The sequence below is a fragment of the Cytophagia bacterium CHB2 genome (assembly GCA_030263535.1).
Taxonomy (GTDB): Bacteria; Zhuqueibacterota; Zhuqueibacteria; order Zhuqueibacterales; family Zhuqueibacteraceae; genus Coneutiohabitans.
Genome location: SZPB01000359.1, coordinates 1 through 6619, shown reverse-complemented (window position 1 = coordinate 6619; position 6619 = coordinate 1). Strand labels below are relative to the sequence as shown.

Below are 6619 nucleotides of genomic sequence, written 5' to 3'. Positions count from 1 at the left end.
GCGCGGCCGCCGCGATTGTCGGTATGGCCTTGAATCTCAACTTCGATTTCGGAGTTTTCGTTGAGCGTGTTATACGCCTGCGTCAAAATCGCCTCAGATTCGGGCGAAAGCTCCGAACTGCCGCTTTTGAAAACCACGCCCTCGAGCACGATGGCTTTACCCACTTCGACTTTGAGCGTTTCTACGGCTTTCACGACTTTCGGCACGTCATCATCACCATTATTGGGATCGGTGCCGCGCGTGACTTCCGTGCCGTCGTTCACGCTGCCGCCGTCTGTGTCAGCCTTCAACGGATCGGTTTTGGTCTGCGTCACTTCGCGGCCATCTTGCAGGCCGTCGCCATCCGTGTCGGCTTTGTTGGCGTCAGTTTTATGCTGGTTGATTTCAGCGCCGTCGGCCAAACCGTCGCCGTCGCTGTCCGCATTGCTGGGATTGGTGTTATGCTTTGTTACTTCATCGCCGTCGCTCAGGCCGTCGCCGTCGCTGTCAGCTTTGTTCGGATTGGTATTGTGCTTGCGGACTTCATCGCTGTCGCTCAAACCGTCCGCATCCGAATCGGCTTTGAGCGGATCGGTTTTGTACAAATTCACTTCTTCGCCATCCGTCAAGCCGTCGCCGTCGGTATCGGCAAGATTGGGATTCGTGCCGCGCGCTTTTTCCTCCTTGTTGGTGAGCCCGTCGCCATCTTTGTCGGGATTGCCGCCGGCAAACCATGTCAAGCCGGCGGTGCCAGTGATGAAGGCATCATCCGAGCTTTCCGTGTCCTGGCCGTCGTACAGATCATCAAAAGCGTAGTGGTACAAACCGCGCAAATCCAGCGCCGTGTTCTCGCCTAATCCAATTTGAAAACCGCCGCCGAACGGCACTGCGAATGATTTGCGATCGTAACCCAGATTCACCGGGCCATCGGGATCAATGCCCACCAACTCCGCGCCAGCCGCCAAATAAGGACGAAAACCGCCGCCGAGTAAGGCCAAACGGCCCATCAAGCTCAAACTACTCACCACGGAACGAAAATCAGCAGCTCCGGTTTCTCCCGCCAATTCACCGATGTTCAATGCCGCTTCTTGCGAGAAACGATCGGTCAGAAAATATTCTGCCGCCACGCCGCCGTAGGCGCGTTGTTTGGCGGAATCGTAATCATCACCCTGATAATTCGTGATGCCCCCGCGAACGCCAAATGCGACGGAGCCTGCGCGCTCTTGCGCGTATGCGAACGATCCGAGCAATAACACCGCTAGTAGAGCTGGTAAAAATTTTTTAGACATCCTCGACTCCTCTTTTTGGTTCACACCCTCTTCCAATTATACAACCGTCCGACTTGTGTCGGCATTGTAACATAATAAGGCCAGCGGTCAGATGCAACTCAAGAGATGTAAAAACTTTTGACCGCCAGCCGGTGCCACAAAAAGTCGTGAGCGCAATGTCAAGTAGTCTTACCATCAATACTGTCTGGCCAAGAGGCGGTGTTGCAAGAATCAAATGCAGTCAGGCGTATTACGCCCCACCAGAAGAGTATCGCACGACTTGATTTTCACAGACATCAATACTGATGCCAAAGTGAAGCAGCCCGGCTGGCGAGAAAGCAAGCTTTTGTTTTTCTTGATTGTGAACGCATGAGCAACGCAACAAATTTTTTCGTGAATAACCTCCGGCTGGGGCAATTCACACTCAAGCTAACCATGTCTGCGCGATTTGCCCCGAACCCGGCTGCCGCTCCGCGACATGAACAGAATCCTCATCATCATTCGCCGGTTTTGCTTTGCGCTTTTTCGATGCGTTTTCTGGCCTCATTCGCGTTCTTGTGATTGGGAAATTTTTCGAGAATGATGCTGTAATATTCGATGGCTTTCTTGTAGTCCTTGGCCTTGTCTTCCATCACAGCGCCGGCCTTCAAGAGCATATCCGTGGCTTTGTCATCATAAGGATATTGCTCCGCAATCGCGGCGTAATGTTCTGCGGCTTTTGCGGGATCGTTCAGTTTGTCTTTGTAAAGATCTCCGGCTTTTTCGAGCGCTTGCGGGCCGCGGTTGTTGCCTCCGTGTTTCTCGACAATTTCATGGTATGCGGCAATTGCGGCGGTGTAATCTTTTAGATTATTCGCGTTGATTTCAGCAATCGCCAGCAGCGCCGCGGCTGTTTTTATGCTGTCCTGATCTGTGTCGGCGAATTTGCGATAATCCGCCAGCGCCCCGGCATAATCTTTCGTCTTGTCTTGTTTGATCTCCGCCATGCTAAACAACGCGGCTGCGGCAAATTCGCTTTGCGGATGATTTGCGACAACTTGCGCCAATACCTCCAGCGCTTGTTTGTGATCGCCAAGATTTTTCGAGAGAAGCATGCCGCGCGTGTAACGCGCATAAGGCAGATGCGGGCTTTCCGGGCAGCAATAATCCAGGCGCAGATAGCTCAGGTTCGCTTCGCGGTGCTCGCCTTGCAGCGCATAAAAATCCGCCTGCCAGCGCCAAACGTCGTCCAATCTCGTTTCCTCGGGAAATCGCGAGACAAACATGCGGGTATCGGCAATGAACTCCGGGCATAACTCTGCGCGTCCAATCGTGGCGGCTAATTTGAGATAATCGTAATAGCGTTCTGCAGGCGTTGCGCCGGCGCCCGGACTCTCCAGGCCGCCAGCAATGACGTCCGGGTGTCTTTGAAGGCGCCTTCCTCCATGACGATTTTACGGGCTTCTTTTGCGCTCTCATCCTTCCAGGTCGTACCGGGATAGAGATATACCGTTTTCAAGAATGCCGCAAACGCCGCCATTTTATTGCCTTTTTCCTGATGGACTTTCCCGATCAAGTATTGCGCCTCCGGCGTTCTTTCACTTTCCGGAAAAAGCAGGGTGAATTGTGTGAGTTCGCTTACCAGAAATTCGCTCAAATTCTTGTCGTGGCGATTGTAGATCTCTTGCAGAAAGCGGAACTGTTTGTCCGGATCAACCTCGGAAAACGCAACATATGGCAGCAGCAAGAGCAGGAGTAACAGCGGGGCGAGCAGGTCAAATTTTGCATTCCTCATAACAGCCTCCTCAATGATTTTATCAAAATTATTCGTGCTTGAACATTTAAAAATTAATTCAAACGCAAACGTTCACGATCTAATATTTTTCAACAATGCCGTCGTGCGTGATTAGTAACCTCACGGATTGCTGTGTTTCGCCCAGCAACCCCAAAGATTCGCCATCCAAAAAAAGTTCGGTTTGCCCGGCATTTCCGACCGCCACGCGAAAATGATCGCGGGCGCGCCAGGCATAAACTTCACCGCGTTGAAAAATGAAATCGGTTGAATCCTGATTATCCGTCACCACTTTCATCCAAACCCTGCCGTCCAGGCGCGCTTCTAATCGCATCAAGTTTGGCCCGGCTGTAAGCAGCGCCGGCGGCGCCGCTGCCTGTGCCGGCGCTTGTGCTGTCGGTGGTGTTGCACGCGACTGCCAAAAGAACCACGCTGCGCCGGCGAAGAGCATCCCCATCAAAACGCCGTAACTGATTTTGGCAACTGTGGTCGTGTACCAATGAGAACCCGGCCTTTTTTTCGGCTCGGCGGAAGCCGCAACGGACTCCGAAAATATCGTGAGAAATTTTTGCATGGGCGCCACCACCGCTTGCAGCGTTGAAGCTTCGCCGTCAAACGCGCGCAACTCGTGATGCCAGGTGTTGTGAATGCGCCGGAGCAAGCCGCGCAGCTTGTCTGAAAATTGCAGAGGCGCCGCGCCCATAGTTACCGCCGCCAGGAAGGCCGGAGGATTGGCCGCGACAAAGATCATCTTGTCGCCGTATTTCACCTCGTGCAAATCTCCGGCATTCTCAGAGCCAAATGCATCTTTGGTGAAATCTTGAATCGCGGTGAGCATGCCGCTCATCATTTGCAGTTTGCCGTTGTGTTCATGTTCTGGTGCAGCGGGCGCGTGCGCCATGAGCAAGCCGGTGCGCTGATCAATGAGGAAAAGTTGTTCGATTGTAAAAGGAAAAACTTGCGGAAGGGCGGCGAGCGGCTCAGGCATCCCAATCATTCTTGCTTTGAGCCGCGCCCACGTGGTTTGGAGATTGAATGCCTTATCGAGGCGTTCGTTGATTTGCTTGACGAGCTTGCGCATGGCTTCCGCCACCGCGCGGCGCACGGTTTGGCCGATCACCGGATAAAGCGCCTCGACCATTTCATCTTTGGATTCGGCGACTTGCTGTTTGATGGCCGGCCCCATCAGCGGCGCAACGATTTCCGCCATTTCCGCGCCCGAGCTGGCAATTTTTCGTTCCAGCAAATCTGCCACCACCGGGTTGAGTGAGGCCAGCAACGCTTCCCTGTCGGCAATCGTGTGGCGGAGATTCTGCAACTCCAGCTCGAGGGTCTTCAGGTGTGCACGATCCTGGCTGAGCAAAATCTCGCGCAAGCGCTCGACGCCTGCGGTATTTTGCGCATCACTGCTCATGGCGATTTGTGGTCATTCCCTTTGCCGGTAGAAGCCGTCTTAAGCGCGCGTCGTTTGCTGGATCGAGACTTGGTGGATTTGGATGAATTGGGGTTGGATTGCGCCGTCGTGCGCGAGGACGGGGCCGAGCGTAATTGCTTCGCCCAGCCCTCTAAAAGTTCAGCAAGTTTGATCCGGTTGTTGCGCTCGGCTCTGGCGCGCCGGCGCATGCGTTGCAGCTCAGTCTCCAGTTCTTCGAGCTTGCGTTTGACGCGGCTGCGATGCCGGACAAGGCGCCGGGCATATCGTTCCAAACGTTCGTCGTAGTCCGCCTGTATTTCTCCCAGTTTTTGGTCATACGCCAAACGCAGCTCCTGCTGCTGCACAACCAGTTGCTCGATTTGCCGGGATAGTTTTTGTTGGCGCATTTCAACTTCACGCATCGGGGGCCCTAGCACGATTTCTCGAATCGCTTCGAGTTGGCCTTGCTGGGCCTCGTGCCAGGCCGGTGTTTTTTGCTCCGCCACCATAGCCTCGCTTCCATGACGTACCATCGGGCAATTAAAGTATAGTTGAAATTTCCCAAATGCAAGTGCTTTATCCTTGCGCCCCGGCTCAAAGAATGCCGTTGCTTTTCAAGCGTTTTTTCATCATTTTACGCCGGGATGACGGGAGCGTGCGAAGCGTTATTCTTGATCAATGTCTAAAACGCAGCCGTTATGAAAAATCTTCTCAACGCGAAGCCATCGCCTCGCTGCCAGCCTTTTCGAACAAACTACTTCTGGTTGTTTTTGTTCTCCACCACGGCCTCATTGTTTTCTCAACAAATGAATGCCGTGACCTACGGCATTGAGCAAGGCCTGCCCACGAATCTCACCAAAGCCATCTGGCAAGATGATCTCGGTTTCATGTGGATTGGCACCGACGCCGGGTTGGTCCGCTTCGATGGTCGCCATTTCCTAACCTACACCGAGTCTCTGCCGAATCCGTTTGTCAAAAATTTCTATAGTCTACGCGATCGCCGATTGCTTGCTATCACGGATTTGGGCGTCAGCGTTATTCAGTCGCGCGGCGATACCACTATCTTCAAACCGTTCTTGCCCGGAAGTCGCATGCGGACGGATTCCACGTTGCATTATCCCAAGACTATTTACGAAGACAAAAACGGCGCGCTTTGGATCAGCGAGCCGGACGCCGTGGTGCGCTATCAAAACGGCAAATTCCGGCGATATCTTTTTAATGAAATTTACCGCGCCGACAGTTATACCCGGTCATTTTTGTTTACCGAAGATGAGGCGGGACGCTTGCTGGCAACATCGCAGCGGGGTTATTTGTTTTATTTTGATCCTGCCCAAGATTCCTTTCACAAAATTGCCGAGCGCCTGCCGGCAACCACATTTTCGATTGAAGCATTGCTGATGCGGCCGGGCGGCCGCCTCTGGGTTGGCAGCAATAACGGCCTTTTTGAGATGACGCTCACGCCGGACTTAAAAGGCCTGGCTTGGAAGCCGCTCGCGATGATCGAGGGCGGCGTTTCCTGCCTGGCAGAAGAGGCGAATGGCGACGTTTATCTCGGCACCTGGCGCGACGGGCTTTATCGCTGGCGCCTGTCTCAGGGCGAGAGGGCGCCGCAAAAATATGATGCGCTGCCGTTTCTCGTTGTGAATGCACTTTATGTTTCACCGGAGGCGCGACTTTGGGTGAGCGCAGATGAAGGACTTGCGCTTTTGCACAAAACGTTTTTTGCGGAATTCGACCTCGATGCGGTAGGCCCTTATATTCACGCCGTGACGATTGATTGTGATGGAAATGTCTTAACGACCGACGGGGAATCGATTTTCAAAATTACGCCGCACGGCGAGGCGTTTCATAGCCAGGCCATTTTCAAAAAACAGGAAAGCCTGATTTTGAGCCTGGCCTGTGAAGAACGAAAGATTTGGGCGGGCTATCGCGACGGTTTTGTGACGCATCATACCGAGGGCCGCGTGACAAAGATCATGGTGCCGCATTACGGCAATCGTGTGCTGTCCTTTTTGTTCTCAGATCAACAACAGAATTTGTGGATTTGCCAGGATGAAATGCCGGGCGTGCTGCGGCTCGATCGCGAGCGGAATATGCATTATTATTCCCGCCCCGAGGGATTGGAATCGCATCTCAACGTTATCAAACAAAGCCCGGAAGGCGTTATTTATGGCGGCGGCATCGGCC

At 53.4% G+C, this 6619-nt stretch carries 6 protein-coding genes; 1 reads left to right on the top strand and 5 read right to left on the bottom strand.

The window, feature by feature from the left end; genetic code table 11:
• The 5 genes from FBQ85_24670 to FBQ85_24650 form a co-directional block, all read right to left on the bottom strand.
• Positions 1 to 1268: hypothetical protein (locus FBQ85_24670; protein MDL1878326.1), on the bottom strand; the 1268-nt coding region annotated here is incomplete at its 3' end.
• A gap of 476 nt (positions 1269 to 1744) precedes the next feature.
• Positions 1745 to 2512 (bottom strand): tetratricopeptide repeat protein, encoded by a 768-nt coding sequence (locus FBQ85_24665; GenBank protein ID MDL1878325.1) that lies wholly within the window; start codon positions 2510 to 2512, stop codon positions 1745 to 1747.
• Positions 2513 to 2565: 53 nt separating this feature from the next.
• A complete protein-coding gene (locus tag FBQ85_24660) occupies positions 2566 to 3021 on the bottom strand; it encodes a hypothetical protein (GenBank protein MDL1878324.1) in 456 nt (151 codons plus the stop codon).
• A gap of 79 nt (positions 3022 to 3100) precedes the next feature.
• Positions 3101 to 4432 (bottom strand): DUF4115 domain-containing protein, encoded by a 1332-nt coding sequence (locus tag FBQ85_24655; protein MDL1878323.1) that lies wholly within the window; start codon positions 4430 to 4432, stop codon positions 3101 to 3103.
• Complete coding sequence (locus FBQ85_24650) at positions 4429 to 4965, bottom strand: hypothetical protein (GenBank protein MDL1878322.1); 537 nt, start codon at positions 4963 to 4965, stop codon at positions 4429 to 4431. The genes FBQ85_24655 and FBQ85_24650 overlap by 4 nt, the downstream gene beginning before the upstream one ends.
• 237 nt (positions 4966 to 5202) lie before the next feature.
• Between FBQ85_24650 and FBQ85_24645 the strand changes: the two genes are divergently transcribed.
• On the top strand, positions 5203 to 6619 hold a 1417-nt coding region (locus FBQ85_24645), incomplete at its 3' end, for a hypothetical protein (GenBank protein ID MDL1878321.1).